This is a genomic window from Paenibacillus sp. MBLB1832 (genome assembly GCF_032271945.1).
Taxonomy (GTDB): domain Bacteria; phylum Bacillota; class Bacilli; order Paenibacillales; family NBRC-103111; genus Paenibacillus_E; species Paenibacillus_E roseopurpureus.
In genome coordinates this window covers 5,584,010-5,608,446 of record NZ_CP130319.1, presented here as the reverse complement: position 1 = coordinate 5,608,446, position 24,437 = coordinate 5,584,010, and the positions used below count along the sequence as shown (strand labels likewise).

Genomic DNA, 24,437 nt, shown 5'->3' with positions numbered 1-24,437 from the left:
GATACGGGAGTTTAAAGCGTCCGAGGGACAGCGTTACGACTCGGAAGAAGGCTTGGAGATATCGACCTCGATCATATCGTGGGTTTCTTGCATTTTCACAACTTGAATGCCGTTGCGCTGTAAGGTGGTGGAGAGCGTCTCTTTATTCTGCGATGGGAACACGTAAGCGAGACTGCTCTTATTATCAAGCAAACGTTTCGCTACTTGGACGAGCCTTTCCATCGTGAATGGCTTCTTAAGATATTTCTCGATCTCCTTCTCATGATAGTCATGCGGCGGATCCAGAGCGGTGGACACGATGACAGGTGTTTGTGCATGAACAGGATGCTTATACAGCTCTGCGATGAAATCCCAGCCAGTTTTCTCGCCTTCCAGATGAATATCCACGATGAAGAGAAGGGGACCTTCGCCTTCACAACGGTGCAGAGCGATCATGCCCTCTTCCGCAGAACGCAGTTGGATGGAAGGGAGGCTAAGCTTATTCAGGGCGACTTTAATTAATTTAGCCAAATTATCATCATCTTCGAAAATAACAATTTTCCCATCCAACCCATTAAGCACGTGCTGATCAAGCTCTATGCGGAACGTTGTGCCGTGTCCCATTTCGGATGTATAAGAGATGTGCCCGTTGTGCCCTTCTACGATTTCTTTGACAATCGCAAGTCCAAGTCCTGTACCGCCGATTTGACGGCGATCGGAGTTGTCTACACGGAAAAACTTCGAGAACATATGCTCATTCGCATCTTGCGGAATGCCTAGTCCGTAATCTTGAATCGCGATGGTGACTTTGCCTTCATGGGCCGTCAGGTGAATGTCGATCTGATCAGCTGCTGGCGAGTACTTGATGGCGTTGCTGATCAGGTTGTCGAACACTTGACGAAGTCGATCCACATCGGCGCGTACCCATAATTCGGACTCTTGGTGATGGATAACGACGCGATGCTGCTGCTTGTCTTCCCACTGCTCGGCGATGTCCTTCACGAGGGAAGGCAATTGGATCGGCGCGAAGTGATACGATTGACGCCCAGACTCCATACGCTGCAGATCCAAGAAATCATTGATGAGATTCGACAAGCGCTGGGCTTCGTTATAAATGGTTTCCATATAGCGCTTCTGCTTCTCTTGCGACAGCTCACGGTGCAGTAAAATCTCGATAAAACCGAGCACGCTGGCGAGCGGAGTTCGAAGCTCATGAGAAACGATGGAGATGAATTCGTTCTTCATCTCATCAATACGCTCTTCTTCCGTACGGTCACGGAAAACGAACAGATAGCCCTGCTGCTCCGTGCCTTCGCTCACAACCGTAGCGTAGAGCTCCGCATGTTGGAAATGATCCTCTTGCTGAAAATTGAAACGCTGGGTCAAGTGGGACAACGAACGGTCAATTAGCGCTTCAATGGATGCGGCGACGCCGTGGAAGCTAGGTGTTTCAGCGCCAATCTCATAGCTGCAGGCAACAAGATTCTCGTTAACGCGATTATGTAGGCCGAAATAGCGATTCATACGTTGATTGGCGAACAGAATCGTGCCCTGCGAATCACACATCATCATGCCTTCATGGGCGGATTCCAAAATATTTTGAATGAGATCGCGCTGTCCTTCCAAGAGCTGCTTCTCCACAGTCAGTTGGTCGTTCAACTCAGCCAAGCTATTCGCCTGCTGAATCTTCTCGTCATTCACGACTTGCGCATAGAAAGCGAGCCCGAATTGGCGCACTAATCCTTTGGTCAACCGCTGATTATCATCTAGAGCACTTGCGCATTGATAGCTGGTCAGTAAAAGGAAGCCGATAACAGCCTGCTTATCATCCGTCAGCGGAATATATTGATCAACAGCGCGTGTCATTCCTCCGTGAATACCGAGCTCTTGGCCCGAAACGTCACGAGTATGGACGATCGTCGTCCCTTCATCGAATACGCGCTTGGCAGGTCCGAACAACTCGGAGCGTGACGCCTGCACATAAGCCTTCGGATATCCCATGGAATGAATGACTTCGTAGGATACCGAGCCATCTTCGGAATGACGTTCTAGTACAACGAGTGCAGCGTCTTGCGCTAACGAATCTAAAAGGGCAGGCAGCGTGTGAACCAAGAAATCCTTCATCTTCACATAACCTGTTAATTTCTCCTGGTAGGAGGAAATGAGCTCCAAATCGCGTTCGCGCTCAGACAGCTTAGCAAGTGTGAGCTGTTGTTCTTCTTGTTGGGCAATAATTTCCTCGTTCTGCGCTTCCAAGCTCTCTGCCATGTAGCGGTACGTTTCTTCGCTCTTGCGGAGCTCTTTCTCCGCTTGCAGCGAACGAATGGAAATAATAATGGATAGTCCGCCAGTAAGCAGCGCAACAAGGCTGCCGACCATCGTAATCATGCGGGACGTTTGACCAGCCTTTTGGGAAGCCTCATAGGCACCCGCTGTGATCTGTTCAATATTGTTCTCGATGCTCGTATGGATGACGCGATAGCGATCCATTAAGGTTCGGCCGCCGTTAATCCGGGCTTTCGCCTCGTCGAACTTGCCAGCGCGTGCTAGCTCCAATGTGGTGTCATGATACTTCTGTAAATTGGTAATCGCAGGAATGACTTGGGTATCCATAATAATCTGCAAGGTAGGGTATTTCTTGTCCAAGACAGCCATCGTGCTTAAATCAGTGGCAGTCTGCGCTCGACCTTGGTTAAAGGGTTCCAAGAACTGCTCATTCTGGGAGATCTCATACCCGCGTAGACCTGTTTCCTGATTAATCAGGTTGGTCAACAAGCTGTTGGCCGTCGTAAGAATAGGGATTGCATCATTCACAATTGCGGCGTTTTCTTTTTCCATATTGCGAGAGGCCATGTAGTTAGAAACGCTGACAAGCGCTAGTAAGGCAACGATTAAGATGACATAGAGCATGGAGATTCGAGATCTAGTAAAAGTTTTCATGTGACGAGCTCACCTAACTTCTTCATAAGTTTGAAAGATCACTTTCAAATTCGACAGGGCTCAACAAATTCCTTTAAAAACCAACAATGTCATGTTTCCTTACATTATTGATTGCGGAATGCATGAATGTCGTTTAAAATATGAGTTAATACGTTTCAATGTTAAGAAGTACGACATGATTTAGTTGTAGTGAGGGGGGCGCACAGTGCAGGTGAAGAACATCAAGATTCCGCCACGTCATGAAATACGTCCATATTATCAGCCTATTATCTCCTTGCAGAGCCAAGAAATTATCGGTTATGAATCACTGGGCAGATGGATTCGTGATGGGGGTGTGGAGAGCCTAGGGCCTTTCTTCCAAGACCCTGATATATCGGAAGACATGCAGCTCATGATCGATCGTCATTTAAGAGAACAAGCGATTGAACGAGTTGCGGAGTCTCCTTATCCCAGTAAGCTATTCATTAATCTAAAACCTTCCTGGATTTACCGTACCTATAAACGAACGGGTGTCCTGCCAACCATCGAACTGGCCAAGAAATATCAGATAGATCCCTCACAGATTGTGATCGAAATTACAGAAGAAGAGTTCAAGGGTCAGCTGCAAGAGCTCACCTGGATTATTGAATTGTATCGGGAATTCGGGTGCACCATTGCTATTGATGATGTGGGAAGCGGGTTCAGTAACTTGGATCGTATTGCTAGCTTGCAGCCGAAAATATTAAAGATCGACTTGAACATTTTGAAGAAAAGCATTGTTCATGATGGATATCGAGCCTTGCTGCAGTCGTTTTCCATTCTATCCTCGCAAATGGGTGCCTCCCTGCTAGTCGAAGGTGTGGAAACTAAGCGTGAGCTGCATACCGCTCTGCATGCGGGGGCCAGGTACGTGCAAGGCTTTCTTTTCTCCCAAGCAGAAGTGGACCTGCAGCAACCAGATGCTTACAAGGGGATGCTCGCAGAAGAGCTGCAACGCTTTGGCCAAGGCCAGTTCGAGCGCTATAGTCAACTGCTCACTGTGCACGAGGGGCTATCGACACTGATTCATTCGTCTGCCGGTATTTCGAACGCTGACGAGGCTGACGCTGTCCTTGAACAAATGATTCACAACGTGTCCGACAACTGTATTCGCATGTATATCTGCCAAGGTGATGGCTATCAGACGTCATCCAACTATACCCGTAACGAAGAGGGCTGGAGCAAAAACGAGAGCTACCGGCAAGCCAATTGGGCGTGGCGTCCGTATTTCATCTCCAACATTCTCATGATGAACGTGCAAAAACAAGGGACGCTGTCCCAAGTCTATACCGACCTGGATACCTCGTATCAAATCCAGACGTTTTCCTGCGCGTTGGGTGAGGGGTATTATTTGTTTTTGGATTTGATGATTTGAGGCTGGAAGGGGGAACTAACTGGAAAAGTACAGTTATTTCACATGAAAATTCAAGAATTAGCGCAAATAAATGGAAATGTGCTGTTAATTGTGAACAGGCTGAGCAAAACCACCCATAGTTGTGCGAATTAACTGTAGAAATCCATCTAGCTAACGAAACTCCAGGAATTTGCGCCAAAATAGATACATGAAATCCATCTCATTTGTTGGGGGTAGGCGTAATAGACAGCCTGGCACAATGTGTGGGGTGTGAGCAGCGTGAATAATGCCTGCTAGAGTGAGCGCTGCGAGAACGGCAAAAGGAGCTAAGCGACTAGACATCGCTTAGCTCCTTTTCTATCCCTGGCTACGCCTCCACCCACTCGCGGCGCAAGGAGAACAGATCCCGCAGCTCGTCTGTCGACAGCTCCGTGATCCAGTTCTCGCCCGAGCCGACGATCTGCTGGCTGAGGCCCAGCTTACGCTCGATCATCTCGTCGATGCGCTCCTCCAGCGTGCCGAGCGTGACGAATTTGTGCACTTGCACATGGCGCGTCTGCCCGATCCGGAAGGCACGGTCCGTCGCCTGATTCTCGACCGCGGGGTTCCACCAACGATCGTAGTGGAACACATGATTCGCCGCGGTCAGGTTGAGCCCGATGCCGCCGGCCTTCAGCGAAAGAATGAACACATTGCGCTGCTCCTCATCAGGCAAGGTTGCGTCTTGGAAGTGCGCGATCATCGCATCGCGCCCCGCCTTCGCGGTTCCGCCGTGCAGGAACAGCACCTTCTCGCCCAGCTCCTGCTGGAGCACATGCTGCAGCAGGTTGCCCGTCTCGACAAACTGCGTGAAAATCAAGCATTTGTCGCCCTCTTGGCGCAGCTCCTGCACCATCTCGAGCAGGCGCTCCAGCTTGTTCGAGCGGCCGCTCCACGGTGTGCCGAGCCCTTCTTTGAGCAGCAGGGCAGGGTGGTTGCACACCTGCTTGAGCTTCGTTAACGCGGCGAGAATGAGGCCGCGCCGCTCCATCGCGTTCAGCTTATCCAGGCGATCGAACATATCCTGGATGTAGTTCTCGTACAACGAGCCTTGCTCGGCGGTCAGCGAGATGAACGTTTTGGACTCGTTCTTCTCGGGCAGGTCCAGCTGGATGGCAGGGTCTTTTTTCTCGCGGCGCAGGAGGAACGGCCGGATCAGCTTCTGCACCTTGCCGATTGTCGCCTCATCGCGCGTGCGTTCAATCGCATTCACATAGCGATGCGTGAATTCGCGCACCGTGCCGAGATAGCCGGGATTCGCGAAGTCGAAGATCGACCACAGCTCTGTCAGCCGATTCTCGATCGGCGTTCCTGTCAGCGCGATACGATGATAGCCGTTCAAACGGCGTATCGCCGTCGCTTGCTTCGTATAAGCGTTCTTGATATTTTGAGCCTCATCCAGGCAGATGGAGTTCCACGCAATTTCGCTTAGCTCTCCTTCATCTAGATGAGACAGGGTGTAAGACGTTAATACCAAATCGTATTTGCCGACGATTTTCTCCTGAAAAGCAGGGCCTTTCAACCGCTGCGGTCCGTAGTGAAGATGGACGCGCAGGGAAGGAGCGAACCTTTTCAACTCCATTTGCCAGTTGCCCAGCACAGAAGTCGGACAGATCAACAGGGATGGCGTATCTGGCTGCTCCGTCTCTTTCACCGTGAGAAGATACGTGATCCACTGGATCGTCTTTCCGAGACCCATGTCATCGGCTAGGCAACCGCCTAGGCCGAAGCGGCGAAGGAACAGGAGCCAAGAGATGCCGTCTACTTGGTAATGGCGGAGCGAGCCGTGAAAGCTCGGTGGCGGCTCCATCGTCGGAATCGCTGCGGTTTGCGTCAGCTGCTCGACCATGTGGCGCAGCTGCTCATTCAGCTCGACCTCCATGTCGAGGTAGCGCGCGGCGTCGGGATCATCCTCAGGCGGCAGCAAACCGCCTGCCTCCCCAGCAAAATGCAGCTCCAGCACATCGCGGAAGGAGAGGCCCTGCTTCTTGCTGACCCTCTTCATGATCTGCTCGACCTGGGCCATGAACTGCGGGTCGAGCTGAATCCAGTTGCCGCGAATCTGGATCAGCTTGCGCTTCTCCTCCAAGAGCTGTCGGAATTCCTCTTCCGTCAGCTCCAAATCCCCCACAGCCAGCTTCCAGTCGAACTGCATCAGCTGGCTCAGCCCGAACATCGTCTCCCGTCCAGAACCGACGGAAGACTTGATCTTCGCGCGCAGCTTCGGCCGCATCTTGCGGATGCGCTCCCACCACGCGGGCAGGAACACGCTTGTTCCTGCCTCCACTAAACGCACGCTTCCCTCGGCGAGGAAGCGCCAAGCCTCCTCCTCCGTCAACGTCTGACGGAGGGAGCCATCGCCCGCATCCAGCCACGGCAGGATGCGCAGCCATCGCGCCGCGTCGCGCTCGACGCGGCCCAGCTCTGGCAGCCACGCCTCTGGCAGTGGCTGTTCGCCTGCGACCGGCTCGCCGCTGGTCGTCACGGTGCGCAGCACCTCCGGCGCCAGCCGGTCCTGCAGCAGCACGCGCAGCTGCCAGCCTGCGCCATGCGCCAGGTCCGGCTCGGCGAGCTGCAGGCACGTGCGCATCGGCGTCCGGTCCTGACGCCAGCCGATGCTGACGAGCCAGTCCTCCTCGTCGAGCCACACCTCGGTGCCGCTGGTTTCCGCGCGGCGCATCAACGGATACGCAGCTTCGAGCTTGCGCAGATTGTCCTTCATGACGCCGTCGGCGTCGACCCACTCGGGGATCAAGGCGTGGATCCAACGTGAAATCGCTGGTGTCTCCAGCGCTTGCAGCTCCTCGGGCAGCTGCAGCTTCCAGCCGATTTCGCCGGACTTCCATTTCTCGTAGTCGGGCATGAAACGTCCCATCGCCAGGGACTCTCTCACAGCAGGCGCCAAACGAATGACGTCGGCACAGGACGTGTGCCAATGCAGCTGCAAATGCTGAACAGGCTGCGGCTCGCTGAAATAATCGAGCGCTTCTAGCGGGAGCAGCTCGATGCCCTCCCGATTTTGCCATTCGCTCGGTTCCATGAAGGTCCCGAAGAACGAGGCGCGATGCCATGCGAAAAGCATATGTTTCAGATCAAGTGCGTCCCAAATTCCGCCGTTCTCCCGAGATCCCCAGAGGAATAACGAGCCGTTCGGCAACGAACTCAGGTGCACAGTCAGCGCGCTGGTTTCGATCATCGAATCCATTTTCCTTTCTTGAGCTCTTCTTGGAAAGCACGCAAACGCGAGAATTTATCCGCCAAGCGATAAATGTAATGCTCCCAGCGGTCATCTTGGCCGATGTGTTTATAGAGGCTGTGCAGCTTTTTGAGCAGGCGGACAGCCGTCTTGTATGAAGCTCTATTTTTCTCCAAAACAGCCCGTTCGGCCGCCTGATGATAGAGTGGAAGGAGCAGCGCTGAGTCATGTTCTTCAATCGCTTTGAGCTCCATGCCATATAGATTCAAGGGAGAGATCCGATTCGCAAGCTGCAAATCGACCCACTGGCGGTACCGCTTCGTTTGCAGCAAATAAGCCGTGTAATAGTAGTAGGAACGCGGCAGCAGGGACTCCATCACCCCAACCCATTCGCTGTCGTTCGGCAGATGCTTCGTCGTATCCAGCCAATATTGGCAGAAGGTGCGGAAGTCATCATGATTCGCATTCGCAATCGTCGGGAACAGCCAGCGGAGCCAGACCAGCATGCGGTCCCACTGTCCCTCGTTCACAAATTTATTTAAATAGAGGAAAAAATCCTTCGCGTGCGGGTGTGCCAGCTTACCCAGGCGTTCGAAAGCTTGCTCCGTATGCCCTTGGATGATATCAAAATGGGCTCTGGCCGCCAGCAGTGTGTCTTTCTTCTTGGGCAGCATGTCTTTCTTGGCTAGCAGTGTATCCAGACGTGCCATTTCCTCTTGCTGTACCGCCAATTGGTCAGTCAGCGCCCACCAGATGAACCGATACACAAACAGCCAATCCACCGGGCTGTCCTTGCCTTGAAGGGCGGATTCTCCGACCATTTTGATCGTGGCATGCCAATGTTTAGGCTCCGCTTGAAAAGACCGATTCACCTCGATGCGGCGAATGAATTGAACGAGCTTCTCTTCACAGTTTTTAGCGGCAATTTTGCATCCATTTTCGTGATAGTAGGACAGATAAGAGCTCTTCGTTTCCTGATAAAATTGCTCGATCTTCCGCATCATGAACAGGACGATATGGCACATATACAGCTCGCGGGTCGTGTCCCGCCAGTTCGCTGCATAAGGAGGCAGTGACTCCAATGCGGAGTCAAAGAACGTTTCAATCGAATGCTGATGTGAAATCGAAAATCCGTGAAATTTCCCTTCAAAAAAACGATGCCACTCCGTAGGCAGACTTTCCTCTACAGGCGCATTGGCTGGAGCCACGGCCTTGCGTTCTTGCAGGATGGCCGCGCTGCGCAGCGGTTTCTTTCGTGTGTGGATCTGCTGCTTGAGCTGCTGCAGGACAAGCTCTGGACGTCCATAGGGGGCGTATAAGCTAAAAAACGTAGCGCCAATATGCTGACAGAAGCCCTCGAAAGCGCAACTGCAGGTGCTGGCCGCGAAATTTTCCAAATCAATTTGAGCCTTATGGAGCTGTTTGCCAGCAACGGTCGACAGGACGGTTAAGCCCTTGAGATCCACCACCGTGACACGGCCTTTATGATAATACTCCCAGCCTTGCTCCAGACGTGTGGCGTCGAAGTGAAGCGGGATTTGCTTGATGAGGTAGTTCATTCGATTTTTGGGAATTTGAAGTTTCAGCATGTGATCTTTCCTACCCTCCGAGCCGTACATTCCTTCTTCCATAGTAACAGATTTTTTCCGAAATTGCCCATTTCCACAGTTTATGCCAAAGGGGAACTTTTTAATCCGAGCCCAAGGCGGTTAACCTGCATTCTGATCCAGAATATGATAAAGTGAAGCTAGATGAAGAGATGAAGCGCGATGAAGGAGACGGTGCGGATGGGTATTAAGTACGGTAGAGAATACAAGGACATTGTGACGGATTTTGTGCGCGGGATTGAAATGGTTAATGGATTCTATGAACTGCTCGAGATGACGGCCGAGGACTGGGAAGAGCTGGACACCGAGGAACAGGAACAATGCCTGCGTACGTTGGCTGACGATATATTTTATGGCTTAGGCAGTGCGCCAGTGATGCATGTCGGTGCAGGATCAGTTCGGCATGATGCGGGCAATCACGTGCTCAAGGTTCACGATGGCGAGAAGCTGGTGTCGGTTATTTATTTGGTCTAAGGGGCTAAAGAGCGGTCAACCGCTCTTAACTGATCGAGAATCTCCAATCTGGGGGAAAGGTGTTTAGAGGCATGCTGGATGAAGCAAGAAAGGTTCTACAACAAGTTTACGGGTATCCGGAATTCCGTGAGGGTCAAAAGAATATCATTACGAACCTGCTCGAAGGACGCGATACGTTAGGGATTATGCCGACAGGCGGGGGCAAATCGATCTGTTATCAGGTGCCTGCTCTGCTCATGGACGGCGTGACGCTGGTCATTTCCCCATTGATCTCCTTGATGAAGGATCAGGTGGATGCGTTGGGCGCCCTCGGTGTGCCGGCGACATTCATTAATAGTACGCTGGAAGCGAGAGAAGTGGAACAGCGCATGCAGGGGGCGATGCAGGGCAAATATAAGCTGCTCTATATCGCGCCGGAACGTCTGGAGTCGGAGCGGTTCCGCTCACGGATGGCTGCGCTGAATCTACCGCTGGTCGCGATCGACGAAGCGCACTGTGTGTCGCAGTGGGGGCATGATTTCCGCCCGAGCTACGTCTCGATCGCGCCGTTCATTCGGCAGCTGCCGAATCGGCCGATTGTGGCGGCGTTCACGGCAACGGCTACCGCGGAAGTGACAGCAGACATTGCGCGGTTGCTGGAGCTCGATACGGCAGGTATTTTCATCAATGGGTTCTCGCGTGACAATTTGGAGCTGACCATTTTACGCGGCGAGAACAAGCGGGATTACATACAGCATTACGTGAAGGAACATACGCATCAGCCAGGCATTATTTATGCAGCAACGCGTAAGGATGTTGAGGATTTGTACGAGACTTTGCGCAAAAAAGGCTACGCCGCCGGCAAATATCACGCAGGCTTAACGGATGATGAGCGCTCCTACATGCAAGAGGCGTTTCTTTATGACGACATTCGCGTGATGATCGCAACGAATGCGTTCGGAATGGGAATTGACAAGTCCAATGTGCGGTATGTCATTCATTACAACATGCCGAAGAACATGGAAGCATACTATCAAGAAGCAGGTCGCGCGGGTCGTGACGGCGAGCCGAGCGAGTGCATTCTGCTGTTCAGCGCGCAGGATATTATGACGCAGAAGTTCCTGATTGAGCAGAACCAGCTGTCCCCGGAGCGCAAAGCGAACGAGTACAAAAAGCTCCAAACCATGATCGACTACTGCTACTCACCGCGCTGTTTGCGGAACGTCATTTTACATTATTTCGATGAGCAAAATGTGAAAGATACATGCGGGAACTGTAGTTCCTGCAAGGATGATCGGGACACGGTGGATATTACCGTGGAAGCGCAAAAGATTTTCTCCTGCATTCGCCGCATGAATGAACGCTTCGGGATCTCGATGGTCGCTTCCGTGCTCAAGGGCTCCAAGCAGAAGAAGATCATGGACTATCGCTTCGATCGTCTGCCGACCTATGGCATAATGAGCAATCTGCCTGAAAAAGAGATCGCCGAGCTGATCAATGTGCTGATTTCAGAAGGCTTCTTGCAGCTGTCAGAGGGACAATACCCGGTTGTCCGGTTGATGCAGCCTGCTGCGGAAGTGCTGCAGGGCAAGCTTCCTGTGTATCAAAAGGTGCGCAAACAGCCCGTCCGCGCGGCCGCTGCGATGGACAACACCTTATTCGAGCAGCTTCGCCTGCTGCGGCGTGAAATGGCGGCGCGCGAGAAGGTGCCGCCGTACATTATTTTTGCGGACTCGACGTTGCGCGAGATGAGCGAGCAGTGCCCGACCACGGAAGCGGCGATGCTGCGCATCAAAGGGGTCGGCGAGGTGAAATACCGCAACTATGGGAAGCCGTTTCTGGAGCTGCTGCGCACGTATGCAGGTGAGAGTGAAGTCGGAGCGGTGGCTTACGATTACGAGTAGTAGTTGGGGCTATAATGGGAGCGCGGGTTCACATCGAGGCTAATCCAGCCCTCTCCCAACTGGCACATTTCAGATTAATTCAGTAAGGAAGTGTGGTGGGAAAAGGTGAGGGAGAAGTTGGAGAAAGCGGTTGTCGATGAACGCCTTGCTGCACTAAATACATGGAGCTTGGAGGAAGAGGGCAGCAAGTGGATCATGCGCAAGTATCGATTTTCGTCATTCCTCCAGGCGATTGCGTTCGTGAAAGAAGTCGCGCAGGTGTCCGAAGCCATGAACCACCACCCGATGATCGCCATTGATTATCGCGTGGTGACGCTGCGCCTGACCTCGTGGGTCGCTGGCGGCTTGACCGAGCTGGATTTCGCGACTGCCGCGAAGTTTGAACAAGTATATTCGGAGGTCGAGGGGTAGCAGGGGGAGGGGCATGGGTAGCAGTGGCATCCCTCTAGCGCGATAGGAGGATGCTTAGCCCTGTGTATACCATGCAGTGGAACTCCGCAGTGCCCGTCGGCGTCCACTTCTCGTACGTATCCGTGATGGCGAAGCCTGCACGTTGGTAGGCGCGGATCGCTCGCTCGTTCCAGACGAGCACCTCTAGGTCGATCTCTTGATGCGGTGCTTGGCGCTGCGCTTCGGCGACGAGCAGCTGGACGAAGCGAGAGCCAAGGCCGCCGCTGCTGCCGCACAGCTCGGGGCGCAGCCCCAGTCCGAGGCGGGTGACGCCGACGATCGGGAAGAACTGCACGAATCCTGTGAGTGTGCCGTCGGCATCGATGACACCGCGATATTGCGCATCGCGCAGCTCGAGGTCGGCGAACTCCGACTGATCTCGGACCATCTGTGCCCAGTCGGGCCAGGTGTAGAGATCGTAGGGCGCGGGGTATCGCCAAGTGCAGAGTTCACGGCCGTGTTGTTCCGTTAGCGGAACGACGCGCCAAGGGAGCGTTAAAGTTATAGGTTGTGGCATCGAATGGGCAACCTTTCTATATCAAAGAAGTGACGATTGCTGCGTTTCAATTTAGTTATACCATATCCATGAATGAATAAGGAGGACACCCCTGATGGCACAAGTGATGATTCGTGAAGCCGTAATATCTGATATTCCCCAGCTCAAAAATTTAATGCTCGCTTACATCGTGGATTTCTATCAGTACCGCCAGCCTGAGGACGAGAAGCTGAACGCTTTGATTCATGTATTACTCGAACAGAAAGATGGCATTCAATTCGTGGCTGAGACGGAAGATGGGACGTTGGTCGGATTCGCGACCTTATATTTCAGTTACAGTACGCTGCGTGCCGCTAAGATTGCCGTGATGAACGACCTGTTCGTGATTGAATCGGAGCGTGGGCAGGGAGCGGCGGCGAAACTTTTTGCGGCTTGCAAAGGTTATGCAGCTAGACATCATTATGCCAAGTTAACCTGGGAAACAGCCCCAGATAACTTACGCGCACGAGCTTTTTACGACAAAATGGGTGGAGACCAAGGTCATTGGCTGACCTATTCGGTGATTCCCACAAGCGGGATGGGGGATTAATTTTGGTGCCGTTCAAGCCGCTTCGCTACCCAATGAGACAGGGACAGGCAAACCCCTGTGACACCTGCAATCGTTAGCACCCAAAACCAACGTTTCATCAAAATATTTACAAAGATCCAATCCTCCATATGCGCCTCATCCTGCTCCATTAATTTGAAATACCAGTTTGAAGAGTTTTCAACTCAACGTTGACATCAATAGTTAAATCAGGAAACGTAGTTCTCCACCAGGCATCAGACCACTCTTTAGGGTTCAATCTTGCCTTGTAATACGGACCTAGCCCGATCGGATCCGCATTCATGGCTTGTAATTGTTTCAATAGCTTCTCACAATTCATTTTTATTTCTTTGGTTATGGTCTGTTTAAGCATGTCATACTGCTCTGGATTCTCGACATCATACCCTCCATGTTCGAAGAGCTGTCCTTGAACACTTATTTTCATTCCGATTTTATGTGGATTCGAATGAGTCATTTGTAACGCTCTTTGGTTTGATGTAAAAGATAGACTGGCAATATTCTCCTTATTCTTGGGGTTGAAGGCAAATACAAGGATATCGTTGTAACTAATGCCTTTGAGCAAGTAAAAATAGGGGGTAGAGGTCTTGTCAATGATTCCGGCTAATTGGCCATGCCGCATAACCGCTAGGCCTTTAACAGTAATCTCGTCCTTTTCCAGCTTGAGAACCGGTAAGGTGTTGTCTAATCCTGAGGTATACAACGTTTTAACCGTATATCCAAATCGGCTTTCGCCAGCCTTAGCGGGGCGTTCCTCTTTATTAACCAATCCAAACAAATATTCATCGATCATTCCCTTGTCTTTTAACTTGGCTTGAACAACTTGCTGTGCCGGGCCATCTGTTATACCGACAAATACGGTCGAACTTATGGAAGGATCCCGAAATAAGGGCACTAGCATTGGCGACAAACCTTGTTTGGCGCTTTCTTTACTAAACAAGATGAGTTTCACTTGACCGGGAATGATATACTTACCTGCTTTTTTGCGGAATTGTTCCCAGGCTTCATGTACACCTTGGACGACGACATTAAAGATTTGCGTTTTTTCTTTCGCATCCTTTGATAAATTCGGAATAACTGTCGTGACGCTAAGCTTTCCCTGGTCAGTACGATCGAGTGCCAGAATCAGCGCAAGCCCCTGATCATCTAAGATCTTTTTGTCCTTCATTGTACCGCATCCGGCGGCTAGAAGAATCAGCGAAAGTAACATCAAATACTTCATGATCTGTCCATCTCCTCCGTTTTTTTAAATCGGGACAGCAGCCAAAAAAGCAGAATAGCGAGCAAAATGAATACTGTGCCTCCCGCTATTATATGTTCATACCACGTTTGGAACTTTATGTACTCGGATGGCAAGACCATGACAATGCACAGTGTCAATACAACAAGTAACCAGGCAAAGCTTTGCTTTTTCTTAAGGTTCATCATGGGAAGCGCAAGTTGAATCAGCCATAGAAAGCTTGAAATCATGACAATGATAACAAGCGACCATAGTGTTACGATGATGAACTCGAAACGTTGCGTAAAAGCAAATTGTGAAACACGAGCGGCATGCAGTGAAGGGTAGAATATGTGTTGCGCAAATTCATAACCAGTAATTCCTACAATGGTGAAATTCAGGGTAATTAGGATGAAACACGCAAACCAATGCCCATAAGTGATTTTTAGATATAATCCGCTGCGCGGGGAAGCATACGGATAGACAAAGAAAAGGACTACGATGCCGATATAGCTTTGCATAGCGTGAAACAGGGCTTGAAGATAAGTGTTTCCGCTCAGGACACGAATAGGGAGAAATTGCTCGGGCTTTATAGCAGGTAAAGGTAGGAATAACGGAATTAAGATGGTGACGGTTATCATAAATACAAGAATAACAAATCGGCTAATCAATGAAATTCCGCCTGAAAGCAGCATGATGACAGGCAAGAGGACAAGGCTAGCCAATACGAGGGTGGAGGTTCTAGGGAACACGAATTGTTGCAGCGTATAGGTATAATCTCTTAAGGTAATTCCTGATATCAGTAGAGAACATACACAGAATAGGAGCGCGAATATAATGCCTCCTATCCTCCCCAAATAATACTCCACCAACTCATACCAGTTTTTACATGACATTCGACGCACGGTGGAGAGACCGAGGAAGATAAATAACTGGATAAGGCATGCAGAGGCTGTTAACACGATCCAGCTCTCATTCTGCACGGATTCAGCGAATAATTTAGGTAAATGAATAGCACCCGTACTCAATTCAAGAATGGCAGTAAGGAAAAACAAGGATGAATTGTCTAATTGGTTGTTCGAATTATTTTCTTGGAGGCTCATCATTAATGGGTATCCTTTGTGGGTTTAGGATTATACTTGATCATTGGAAGCCGCAATACTGTTCTGATGAATTGAGCTACGCTTATAGGAGATAGCGGTTTAACAAAGTAATGACCTAGTGAGCGTATTTGCAGAACATGCAGCGCAATTACGGCAAAACCAATGGTTAGGCCAAGCAAGCCGGCAAAAGCGGCCAGCAATAATACCGCGTAACGAATGACCAAAACCGAGTTGGTCATGATATACGCGGGAATGGTAAACGATGAAATGGCGGCAATGGCGGCCATAATGATTAGGAAGTAGCTGGCAAGATTGGATTCCACAGCTGCTTGTCCAATGACAATCCCGCCTACGATGCCAATCGTTTGACCCAACTTTACAGGTAGACGAGTACCAGCTTCACGGATCAAATCCAAAATTATTGAAATAATCAGCGTTTCAATGATGGGCGAGAACGGCACTTTCGTGCGCTGTTCGAGCAACGGCATTATAAGATCGGGCGTAATTAACGGATAGTGAAACGTCGTTATCGCGACATAATAGGGTGTTAAGAATACGGAAATTAAAATAGCCAATAAGCGGATTATTTTAAGAAAAGTATTGTACAGCCAATTGCTGTAGTAGTCATCTGGAGCATCAAGAAATTCCCAAAACGTACTTGGTGCTAGAATAACCTGCGGCGAGCCTTCAACCATTACGATGATTTTCCCTTGCATCAGTGATGCTACCGCTTTTCCCGGCATGATGGTGGAGACGTAAGTTGGGAATATGGAGTAAGGTTGATCGGCTAAGCTCTCGCTAAGAATCAAGCAATTAATGAAATCAGTATCTACCTTATGCAGTCTGTTTTCCAGCTCTGATAGGGTTGAAGGTTCAACAAGGCCCGCCATCCACAGCCAGGAAACGGTTGTTTGGGACTGTTGGCCGATTTGAATGCGCTCCAACTTTAAATGTGGTGATTTTACATTTTTCCTCAGTATACTGATATTGGTGTTAGAGGATTCAACGAAGCTTTCCTGCGATCCTAGAAGCGTTCCTTCAATAAGAGAAGGAGTAATAGCACGTTCATTGACTTTATAGGTGTTGATGGCTAGCGGATACCCTTGTTCAAATAGCAAGATCATCCAGCCGTCAAATAGCTTCACCATACATGTATCCAGATCTTGAACCTCGGAGGTTTCAAAACTTCTCAATACAGCTTGCAAACCAGCGATACTCCCTGAATTCAAGCTGCTCAATTCAAACAATTTCTCATCGATTTCTTTCCTGGATACTAGGGTTTCAACATAGCAGGCCACAAAGGAATTGAGTTTCCTCACATGAAAATCACTGCTGAGGCAAATCGATTGAATGTGTTTCAAATCATGTTCCATACCCTGGCCCAACCCCACATTTGTCCACTGCTGCATAATTCCACCTCGACTAACTTTGGCCTTATTTTGATCGAAAGAGTTGGAAAGTATTCCGAGTATGTCAAATTAACCCGCATATTTACCGAGATTGGCAACGGCAAAGGATAACTTCCGCTCGCAAGCCATTTAGGATAAAATAGGTGGAGATCGCAATGATTGGCAGGCAAATTCAGTGAATTCAACAAGTGGGCTGGGGCGATTAATGATTATAGTTTGGGAAGGTGGCGGAAATCGTGGAAAATATCGTAAGTCAGTCGTGGCTGCTAGGGCAGCTTGGAGATGCAAATATCGTTATTGCGGATTGCCGCTTTGCACTGGGGAAGCCGGATTTCGGCCGTGAGCAATATGAGCAGGACCACATCGCGGGTGCCGTGTATGTTGACTTGGAGAAGGATCTGTCTGGTGGCAAAATGGCCCACGGCGGCCGTCATCCGCTTCCGGATCTCGGCGCTTTCTCCATCCTCGTCGGCAGCCTCGGCATCGATGGAACCAAAACGGTCGTCGCCTACGACGACCAAGGCGGCGCGATGGCTTCGCGCCTATGGTGGATGCTGAAATTCCTCGGGCATTCCGAGGTCTACGTTTTGGATCAAGGGTACACCGCTTGGAAAGCAGCGGGCTACCCTGTCTCGGCCGAAGTGCCTGCGGTTTACCCGCGCACGTTCTCGCCGAAGGTGCACCGCTCCATGCTGGCTAGCATGGACGAGGTCAAAGACAAGCTCGGTCGCCCTGGCACCGTGCTGGTTGATTCCCGCGAGGAGCGCCGCTACCTCGGCTTGGAAGAGCCGATCGATGCGGTGGCGGGCCACATCCCTGGTGCGCGCAGCTACTTCTGGAGGGGCGTTCTCGACGAGAACGGCGCCTGGTTGTCTGCTGCGAAGCAGGAAGAGCACTTTGCCGCGCTGCGCGAAGCCGATGAAATCATCGTCTACTGCGGCTCCGGCGTGACGGCGTGCCCGAACGTGCTGGGCCTCAGCGAAGCGGGCTATAAGAACGTGAAGCTCTACAGCGGAAGCTGGAGCGACTGGATCTCGTGGGAAGATAACCCGATTGCGACGGGTGAGGAGTAAGAGCTAGGGAGCCGCGTCGGACGCGGGTTGAAGGGCTGTGACAGGTTGTGTGCATATGACCTGTTGCAGCCCTTTTTTGGTGTTTTGCAAACAAAAAGATCGTGCAATAAATGGTGTATCGATAGTACAATTGTTTTAATTTTACAAGCGGACACACCGCCTGCAAGGAGGCAGACATGACATACAAATTAATGATAGTTGACGATCAAAGGTTACTTGTCGACGGGTTGATGACGATCATTAACTTCCAGGACGACATGGAAGTCGTGGGAACGGCGGAAAATGGCGTTAAAGCTTTGGAACTCATCCAAAACGTCCGTCCAGATGTCGTATTGATGGACGTACAAATGCCGGTTATGAACGGTGTGGAAACGACGAAAAGAATGATGTCCTTATATCCCGACACGATAATTTTAATTTTATCTACATTTGCGGATGCAGATATCATTGTAGAATGCATGGCTCATGGTGCCAAGGGATTCCTTCTAAAGGACATCCGAGGAGAGAGATTAGTAGCGATGATCCGCGATGCCATATCGGGGGAACTTGTTCTGCCAGCCGCGATTGCGACCAAACTGGCGGAGCGACTTCATCGGCTTTCGTCCAACCTGAAGGATGAACTCGACAAAGAAAGGATGAAAAACCGAGATTTCGGCTTCACCGAGCGGGAAGAAGAAATTATCCGGCTGCTGGTCAAGGGATGGAACAATCGGCAAATCGCTGCTGCGTTGTTTATCAGTGAAGGAACGACACGCAATTATATCAGCGCTATTTACAATAAACTAGGGACAAGCGACCGTGCCCATGCGTTGGTTTTGTTGAAGGAGCTGATGGACGAGAAATGAAAAAAGTATCTTACATCGCTTTTCATAGTATGGTGTTCGTCGGGGCGATTTGCTTTCTCATGTTCGTCTATGGCCTGCTTCAACTTAGCCAACCGTCAAAGCCTGCCGATCTCATTGCGATCAATTCGGATCAAGTCAGCTATCAATGGAGTATAGAGACACCAGCGGAAACCCAGTGGCGTTCCTCGCCAGAAAAGCCTGGCAGCTTAGCTCAGCAACAGCGGTTATGGATGAAAATCAATGTGCCGGACAAGTCGTGGAAAGCGCCGGAGCTTGTGATTTATCCCTCCGTTCCGGAATTAACGGTTCATCGAGCTGGGGCAACGGAGGTTCATGCGGCAAACCGGCATGCCGAAGATGCGAGATTCGTAATTGAGTGGTCTTCGATCCCTTTAGGAAACGAAGATCTTGGGCATACCGTACTGTTTAGTGTAGACCGGCCGGGTGCATTGCCGTACGCTTTTGAAATCGGCGAGCGTGCCAGCATGGTAGAATATTTTTTCGAAAATGATTTAAAGCTTATCATCGGCTTCATGATTATGGTGTTTATAGGGCTTGTTGCGATTGGCTTATTCATGGTTTATCCCAAGGAGAGGCTTTATCTTATATTTTCGTTGTTTGCTTGGAGCTTGTCTTTGCTGTTTCTAGTGCGGATGAACGCTAAGCATTTGTTTTATTTTTCACCTGAGCTTTATTACTACCTTAGCTTGGTCGGTGCGATAGGATGGCCTTTGTTCTCATTGCTGTTCTTGGAGAAAATCGTGCATCCCGCATATAAGCTCTTTATTCGTCGACTATGGCAGGGTTACGCCTTACTTTGCTTTATCGTGGTGACGATCATGACACTTCGCCCTGATACGTATCGGCTTTTTGAGGAAGGCATTATGGCGATGATCGTTCAGCTGATCTGGCTGTCGGTTGTCGTAGTCCTGATTCTGTCGATCCGCCGAAATCCGGCAAATATGGAATACGCCTTTTTCTTATTCGGTTACACCGTCAATTTTTTGGATTTGGCGTACAGTATTGCTTTTTCATACCAAAACGGGGGGATCGCCTCGAGCAGCGCGCTCGCGCTTGCCTTTACGGCAATTATGGCCCGAAGATACTGGCTGATGCAGAAGGAAATCGTTGCCTTGAATACGAGCCTGGAGCGCAAAGTACATGAACGAACCGAGGAACTCGAGCAAACGCACAAGCGGCTCGTCCATTCCATAAGGGAAAGCAGTGTGGTCATGTCCGAAATGTCAGCTTTGGAGGAGCGCAACCGGATCGCCCAACAAATGCATGACGTAGTGGGACACACGTTAACGACGTCCATCGTGCAGTTGGAAGCCGGCAAGCTGTTTATGAACAAAGACATCGTAAAAGCCAAACAAATGATTGCCACAGCCGAAGAACTGGTGCGTAAAGGACTGGATGACATTCGCGGATCGGTACGTATGTTAAAGGATGAGGACTGGTCCGAACGTATCGCAGTGCTGCTAAGGCGAGTTCTGCATGAAACCGAGGTGCTCGTCGATGTCGACATTATCGATCAGATCGAAGATGGGTTGAATCTTATTCCACTTCATAAAAACTTGATATATTTTGCATTAATTGAAGGGTTAACGAACGGGATCCGCCATGGCAAGAGCAAGCGGTTTACGGTTTCGCTCCGACAATCCCATAACGGGTGGACGTTTCTGCTTGCTAGCGAAGGCATTCCATATGAAGGGCAACCCTACGGGTTCGGGCTCGAAACGATGAGGGAAAAAACACTGCTTCTAGGCGGAAAGATGGATTTCCGTGCGAATATGCCTGTCAAGGGAGCCGTTCTTGAAATTCAGATGCCAATCGCGTGATCATACTAGAATCATGACAACGGACGTGACATGCGTCACTGCTCATATGACACCCTTTCATCCTACAATGAGACCATACCAAGGAGAAAGGGATGATTCAGAATAAACATGACGAGATTGATCAGGTGGTGCGGCTATTTTGGTGTTTTGGGAGGGCTGGCTTACTTGCCGGCAAGGTTTCTTATCCATCCGGCGTACGACGGCAGCGTAGAGGGGCTGGTTGGATGGGGCCTGGATATGACAGCGATTATTTGTTCGCTGTTATTGTTCACGGGTATACTGCTGTGTCAATGGGATAAAATCGGGAAGGTCGGCCTTTTCTCATACTTCTCTACCTTCATCTTATCGGCGATTTTTGCGGGACACCAATTCGGACTGATTCTACTGGCACCGGTCATTTACAAGATCGATCCGCAGTTTTTCTCGATGAACAGCGTACCGCCGCTTAGCTTCCTCATTCCCACGATAGTGAACGTATTTTTGAAGAATGTGTCATTGATATTGTTCGCTTCCTTATCCATCAAGTATAAGGTGATGCCGCGCTGGGCATTGATCATGCTCATTCTAGGATCGGTCGTGGACTTCGCGCCGATGGGCGATTATATCGGTCGAATCCTGTTCGGCATCGCGTTCATCGGATTAGGGAGCGCATTGTGGCAAGCATCCGCAGTTCGAAAGCAACAAGTCGTCGAAACGAAAACGGCAGGGGTAACACTGTAAGAAATTATAAACATATGGAGGAATGAAAAATGAAAAGAAAAGTCGTTATTACATTGGTGTTAGTTGCGAGTATGATGGTTTCCGCTGTCCCTGCTTTTGCTGTGAAAGCAGAGGCAAAGCCAGAGAGAACAGCCTCTGTCATGGTAGAAGCAAATCCTGAGATAGCTAAAGGCAGCCCAGGACCAACTATGCCTGAATTGCCTGAAGTTCCGTTCGCTATCAAAGCAGAAGCAAAGCCTGAGTAATGGATCATGGAGGGGAGGATACATACGTATCCTCCTCTTTTTCATATGAAATAAGGGCATTTTGGAGGGATATGGTGTACTACTCCTAGTATAGCGTTGGGATCGGAGGACACGCAGAGGCATCCAGGAATCGGATATCGAAACCGTAGAACGACCAATATACGCCATTCCATCTGAATCCTGCGACGCCATAGGAATCTACATAAATTGGGTAGAACCAGAAACTTTCCCCGTTACGGAGCCACACGTAGGTATATTGATATACACAATCAATGATGTAAGAAGTATTTGGCTTTTGTGGGACCTGTACGGGTGGAGGGGCTGTCGGCGGTTGTCTCAGCTGTCCTTCTACTCCTGGGTTAGGTACATACATAATCGAATTTCACTCCTTGAGTTTTCGTTAGGCAACTAACTCGTAAATCATCGTATGTAGGTGAATAACCATTTGACTGTGTGAACGCCTAGTTCTTTTCCGGGGATTGCCAAACAGAAATATTTCTGGTTTGATTGAAAGGTCTAATGTAAGTACGTTGTAACATCGATGGAGGACTTCACATGGCTGAAGGCAACGAAATGATTAAATCCTATATACATTCACCCGACAAACAACAACAACTCTACCGCAGATCCTTGATGATTGTCATCATTGCGCAGCTCTGTGGGGGAGCGGGACTCGCGGCCGGCGTGACGGTGGGAGCGCTGCTTGCTCAAGATATGCTGGGGACCGATAGCTTAGCTGGGCTTCCTTCGGCTTTGTTAACATTGGGATCAGCTTCGTCTGCACTGATTGTTGGACGGCTATCTCAGCGATTCGGCCGTCGTGTTGGCTTAACGACTGGTTTTCTAGCTGGAGGACTCGGGGCGATCGGCGTTGTATTCGCAGGGGTTGCGAGTAATATTGCGCTATTGTTCGCGTCGATGCTGATTTACGGAGCTGGTACATCGACGAACCTTCAGGCGCGCTATGCGGGAACGGATTTAGCCCAGCCTACGCAGCGGGCGAGAGCGATCAGTTTGGCCATGGTATTCACGACGTTTGGCGCTGTTGCAGGGCCAAATCTGGTGTCGGTCATGGGGCGATTCGCAACGTCAGTCGGCGCGCCAGCGCTGACAGGTCCGTTCATGTTGGGAGCTGCGGCCTTTATTCTAGCAGGCTTAGTGCTCTGGGCCATGCTGCGGCCAGACCCGTATATCGTGGCGCAAGCAATTGCTGAAGCGAAGCAAGCGAATCCGTCAACAACGGGTGCTGCTGGTCCCACGGCGCAAGCAGGTCGAAACCGCGGCGTCATCATCGGGGCGACGGTGATGGTTTTGACACAGATCGTGATGGTCGCAATCATGACGATGACGCCCATTCACATGAAACATCATGGACATGGGCTGAGCGCAGTCGGCATGGTAATTGGTATTCATGTCGCGGCGATGTTCCTGCCGTCCTTGATAACAGGCGTGCTTGTGGATAAGCTAGGGCGAACCTTCATGTCCTGCACAGCGGCCGTGACGCTCTTGCTAGCGGGCATGCTCGCCGCATGGGCGCCTGCCGATTCGATGGGGTGGCTTATCGCAGCACTGGCGCTGCTCGGCCTTGGTTGGAATTTCGGTTTGATCAGCGGGACTGCGCAGATCATCGATGCGACGTCCCTTGCCACACGTGCTCAGACACAGGGAACTGTGGATGTTTTGGTATCTTTGGCGGGAGCATCGGGCGGAGCGCTGTCGGGCATGGTCGTCGCCCATTCCAGCTACGCCTTCCTCTCGCTGGCGGGAGGGTTTCTGTCCCTGTTGCTGATCCCCGTTATGGTTTGGGCACGGCGGGGGATTGGTCGATAGACTTCTCTTTTTACTCATAACAAAACCCACCCTAGCTCCATGCACTTCTGTGCAAGGTTAAGGTGGGTTTTTCAATGCGAATAAAAGCGGCTAACCCTGGCAAATCTGTGAGTATCATTCTTTTGACCAAGGAGGTTAGCGATGAAATTTGAACTTGGACGCTGCTTGTTGCAAGAACGATTAGACGAGCATGGCGTCACGAGAGAGGAACTCAGTCGATCTTTACAGTACAAGCCAGAACGGCTTATCGACTATATGGAAAATAAGCGGATCATGCCTCTGAAAGTGGCCATCTCCATCGCTGATACAATCGGCTGCCCCATCAGCGAGTTGTATGAACTGCAGGATGTGCGTTAGAACAGTCCGAACAGTTTTTTGCACGTGTTTTTACGGTGGGGATCGAGTAGTTCCGTAACGCGGGCTTTGTCCAATTTTTCAAATAGAGCCTCGGCGCCATGTTTCAATTTATAATCCATTTCTTCGCTATAGAGTGGGAGCAAGCTGAAGAAGTGAACGTCTTTCTCAGGTGAAATGGTGAGTGTGAAAAACTCGTTGATTGGTTCAACCGTAGATGGAATCGCCAGCATGGCACCCATAAGCTTAGTGTTCGGCGCATAGGGTTCCGCTGGATTCTTGTTGGGAATCGTGTGAGCGGCATACAGCCATGAGTTGTATTCATGAGGAAGGCGTGCCAGTGTTTTCAGGGTGCGGATCGGCCAGTAATTCTCTTCTTTCTCGAAACTTTCATTGGATAGCTTCCAGTCGGGTGGGAGACAGATCATTAATTCCGCATAGCGGAAAGCTTCAGCTCCTGAAGGAACGGTCATCGGCAGGTTGCTCATGCCACAGGTGACAAGTGTGATGAAATTGCGAGCGGGAGTCGGTGCGACAAAAAGAATATCGACATGAACGAGATCAGAAACGATTTCATGAAAGACAGACGCGATCGGACCGATGTACGTTTCAACATGCTGGGAAATGAGATCCAGGGACACTTCGTCTCCTGATGCGGGTGTGAACGGTCGATCACTTGCTTCATGCCGATAAATAGGGCTGCCAGATGGTGATTGCTCTCTAGTGTTCATAGGGGCTCCTTTGGGATGAGGGATGGG

The 24,437-nt window shown here is 50.4% G+C and carries 21 protein-coding genes; 12 read left to right on the top strand and 9 right to left on the bottom strand.

The annotated features are described in order from the left end of the window. Positions 1 to 33: 33 nt before the first annotated feature. On the bottom strand, positions 34 to 2,919 hold the full coding sequence (locus tag MJB10_RS25490) for an ATP-binding protein (RefSeq protein ID WP_314799931.1): 2,886 nt from the start codon (positions 2,917 to 2,919) through the stop codon (positions 34 to 36). A gap of 205 nt (positions 2,920 to 3,124) precedes the next feature. Between MJB10_RS25490 and MJB10_RS25485 the strand changes: the two genes are divergently transcribed. Next, a complete protein-coding gene (locus tag MJB10_RS25485; protein WP_314799930.1) occupies positions 3,125 to 4,312 on the top strand; it encodes an EAL domain-containing protein in 1,188 nt (395 codons plus the stop codon). A gap of 346 nt (positions 4,313 to 4,658) precedes the next feature. Here MJB10_RS25485 and MJB10_RS25480 read toward each other — a convergent pair whose 3' ends face one another. Then, positions 4,659 to 7,535: a DEAD/DEAH box helicase gene (locus tag MJB10_RS25480; RefSeq protein WP_314799928.1), complete on the bottom strand. Its 2,877-nt coding sequence runs from the start codon at positions 7,533 to 7,535 to the stop codon at positions 4,659 to 4,661. Then, a complete protein-coding gene (locus MJB10_RS25475; protein WP_314799926.1) occupies positions 7,523 to 9,115 on the bottom strand; it encodes an SWIM zinc finger family protein in 1,593 nt (530 codons plus the stop codon). The genes MJB10_RS25480 and MJB10_RS25475 overlap by 13 nt, the downstream gene beginning before the upstream one ends. A 198-nt stretch (positions 9,116 to 9,313) precedes the next feature. Between MJB10_RS25475 and MJB10_RS25470 the strand changes: the two genes are divergently transcribed. The 3 genes from MJB10_RS25470 (at position 9,314) to MJB10_RS25460 (ending at position 11,901) form a co-directional block, all read left to right on the top strand. Further along, positions 9,314 to 9,607 carry a hypothetical protein gene (locus MJB10_RS25470; RefSeq protein ID WP_314799924.1) on the top strand — a complete coding sequence of 98 codons (294 nt, stop codon included), beginning with the start codon at positions 9,314 to 9,316 and terminating at the stop codon, positions 9,605 to 9,607. 71 nt (positions 9,608 to 9,678) lie between these two features. Beyond that, entirely contained in the window at positions 9,679 to 11,490 is a 1,812-nt protein-coding gene (recQ, locus tag MJB10_RS25465) for a DNA helicase RecQ (RefSeq protein ID WP_314799922.1), read from the top strand. Positions 11,491 to 11,595: 105 nt separating this feature from the next. Continuing rightward, entirely contained in the window at positions 11,596 to 11,901 is a 306-nt protein-coding gene (locus MJB10_RS25460; RefSeq protein WP_314799920.1) for a 4a-hydroxytetrahydrobiopterin dehydratase, read from the top strand. A gap of 34 nt (positions 11,902 to 11,935) precedes the next feature. Here the strand turns inward: MJB10_RS25460 and MJB10_RS25455 are convergent, their stop codons facing one another. After that, positions 11,936 to 12,328 carry a GNAT family N-acetyltransferase gene (locus MJB10_RS25455; protein WP_314799918.1) on the bottom strand — a complete coding sequence of 131 codons (393 nt, stop codon included), beginning with the start codon at positions 12,326 to 12,328 and terminating at the stop codon, positions 11,936 to 11,938. Positions 12,329 to 12,551: 223 nt separating this feature from the next. Here MJB10_RS25455 and MJB10_RS25450 point away from each other — a divergent pair, with 223 nt between their 5' ends. Beyond that, entirely contained in the window at positions 12,552 to 13,025 is a 474-nt protein-coding gene (locus MJB10_RS25450) for a GNAT family N-acetyltransferase (RefSeq protein ID WP_314799916.1), read from the top strand. Here MJB10_RS25450 and MJB10_RS25445 read toward each other — a convergent pair. Genes MJB10_RS25445 through MJB10_RS25430 form a run of 4 tightly spaced genes read right to left on the bottom strand, consistent with a single transcriptional unit; the run spans position 13,022 to position 16,771 of the window. Further along, a complete protein-coding gene (locus MJB10_RS25445) occupies positions 13,022 to 13,153 on the bottom strand; it encodes a hypothetical protein (protein ID WP_314799914.1) in 132 nt (43 codons plus the stop codon). The genes MJB10_RS25450 and MJB10_RS25445 overlap by 4 nt on opposite strands. Positions 13,154 to 13,173: 20 nt before the next feature. Further along, positions 13,174 to 14,262 (bottom strand): Ger(x)C family spore germination protein, encoded by a 1,089-nt coding sequence (locus tag MJB10_RS25440; RefSeq protein WP_314799912.1) that lies wholly within the window; start codon positions 14,260 to 14,262, stop codon positions 13,174 to 13,176. After that, positions 14,259 to 15,362 carry a GerAB/ArcD/ProY family transporter gene (locus MJB10_RS25435; protein ID WP_314799911.1) on the bottom strand — a complete coding sequence of 368 codons (1,104 nt, stop codon included), beginning with the start codon at positions 15,360 to 15,362 and terminating at the stop codon, positions 14,259 to 14,261. The genes MJB10_RS25440 and MJB10_RS25435 overlap by 4 nt, the downstream gene beginning before the upstream one ends. 2 nt (positions 15,363 to 15,364) lie before the next feature. Next, positions 15,365 to 16,771 carry a spore germination protein gene (locus MJB10_RS25430; RefSeq protein ID WP_314799910.1) on the bottom strand — a complete coding sequence of 469 codons (1,407 nt, stop codon included), beginning with the start codon at positions 16,769 to 16,771 and terminating at the stop codon, positions 15,365 to 15,367. A gap of 236 nt (positions 16,772 to 17,007) precedes the next feature. On the opposite strand from MJB10_RS25430, the gene MJB10_RS25425 reads away from it, so the two are divergent. The 7 genes from MJB10_RS25425 to MJB10_RS25395 all read left to right on the top strand — a co-directional run bounded on the left by MJB10_RS25425 (position 17,008) and on the right by MJB10_RS25395 (position 23,682). Further along, positions 17,008 to 17,844 carry a sulfurtransferase gene (locus tag MJB10_RS25425; protein WP_314799909.1) on the top strand — a complete coding sequence of 279 codons (837 nt, stop codon included), beginning with the start codon at positions 17,008 to 17,010 and terminating at the stop codon, positions 17,842 to 17,844. Positions 17,845 to 18,020: 176 nt separating this feature from the next. Then, positions 18,021 to 18,689 (top strand): response regulator transcription factor, encoded by a 669-nt coding sequence (locus tag MJB10_RS25420; protein ID WP_314799907.1) that lies wholly within the window; start codon positions 18,021 to 18,023, stop codon positions 18,687 to 18,689. Beyond that, on the top strand, positions 18,686 to 20,530 hold the full coding sequence (locus tag MJB10_RS25415; protein WP_314799906.1) for a sensor histidine kinase: 1,845 nt from the start codon (positions 18,686 to 18,688) through the stop codon (positions 20,528 to 20,530). The genes MJB10_RS25420 and MJB10_RS25415 overlap by 4 nt, the downstream gene beginning before the upstream one ends. Positions 20,531 to 20,638: 108 nt before the next feature. Then, positions 20,639 to 21,250 (top strand): hypothetical protein, encoded by a 612-nt coding sequence (locus tag MJB10_RS25410; protein ID WP_314799904.1) that lies wholly within the window; start codon positions 20,639 to 20,641, stop codon positions 21,248 to 21,250. A 29-nt stretch (positions 21,251 to 21,279) separates the two neighbouring features. Further along, positions 21,280 to 21,495: a hypothetical protein gene (locus MJB10_RS25405; RefSeq protein ID WP_314799902.1), complete on the top strand. Its 216-nt coding sequence runs from the start codon at positions 21,280 to 21,282 to the stop codon at positions 21,493 to 21,495. Between the two features lie 555 nt (positions 21,496 to 22,050). Continuing rightward, positions 22,051 to 23,325 carry an MFS transporter gene (locus tag MJB10_RS25400; RefSeq protein WP_314799900.1) on the top strand — a complete coding sequence of 425 codons (1,275 nt, stop codon included), beginning with the start codon at positions 22,051 to 22,053 and terminating at the stop codon, positions 23,323 to 23,325. A 141-nt stretch (positions 23,326 to 23,466) separates the two neighbouring features. Beyond that, positions 23,467 to 23,682 (top strand): helix-turn-helix domain-containing protein, encoded by a 216-nt coding sequence (locus tag MJB10_RS25395; RefSeq protein ID WP_314799899.1) that lies wholly within the window; start codon positions 23,467 to 23,469, stop codon positions 23,680 to 23,682. On the opposite strand, the gene MJB10_RS25390 is transcribed toward MJB10_RS25395, so the two are convergent. Next, positions 23,679 to 24,410: a suppressor of fused domain protein gene (locus MJB10_RS25390; RefSeq protein WP_314799897.1), complete on the bottom strand. Its 732-nt coding sequence runs from the start codon at positions 24,408 to 24,410 to the stop codon at positions 23,679 to 23,681. The genes MJB10_RS25395 and MJB10_RS25390 overlap by 4 nt on opposite strands. Positions 24,411 to 24,437: the final 27 nt, after the last annotated feature.